The 315-nt window shown below is 62.9% G+C and carries 1 protein-coding gene; it reads left to right on the top strand.

Translation table 11 applies throughout. The features are described from left to right. Positions 1–51 precede the first annotated feature (51 nt). The coding region (locus P7A97_RS20560; RefSeq protein WP_277692354.1) for a hypothetical protein at positions 52–315 on the top strand (264 nt) is incomplete at its 3' end.

Below are 315 nucleotides of genomic sequence, written 5' to 3'. Positions count from 1 at the left end.
AAACCCCCGACCAGCGTGAGCGGGTCGGGGGTTTGGGATAGGAGCTTGACGATGACCTACAACGATTTCACCGAAGACAGTGGCGTACAGGTCGGCGACGTCGCCGCCACCTACATCACCGCAACGATTTCACCGAAGACAGTGGCGTACAGGTCGGCGACGTCGCCGCCACCTACGTCACCGCAACGACTTCACCGAAGACAGTGGCGTACAGGTCGGCGACGTCGCCGCCACCTACATCACCGGGGTGACGCGCAGGTCGATGGTGTCGAGCGTGCCGCCGGCATTGATGACATCCACACCAGCCTGGGTCAG

This window comes from Pseudomonas sp. GOM6 (assembly GCF_029537485.1).
Taxonomy (GTDB): Bacteria; Pseudomonadota; Gammaproteobacteria; order Pseudomonadales; family Pseudomonadaceae; genus Aquipseudomonas.
This window is presented reverse-complemented; position numbering and strand designations above follow the sequence as displayed.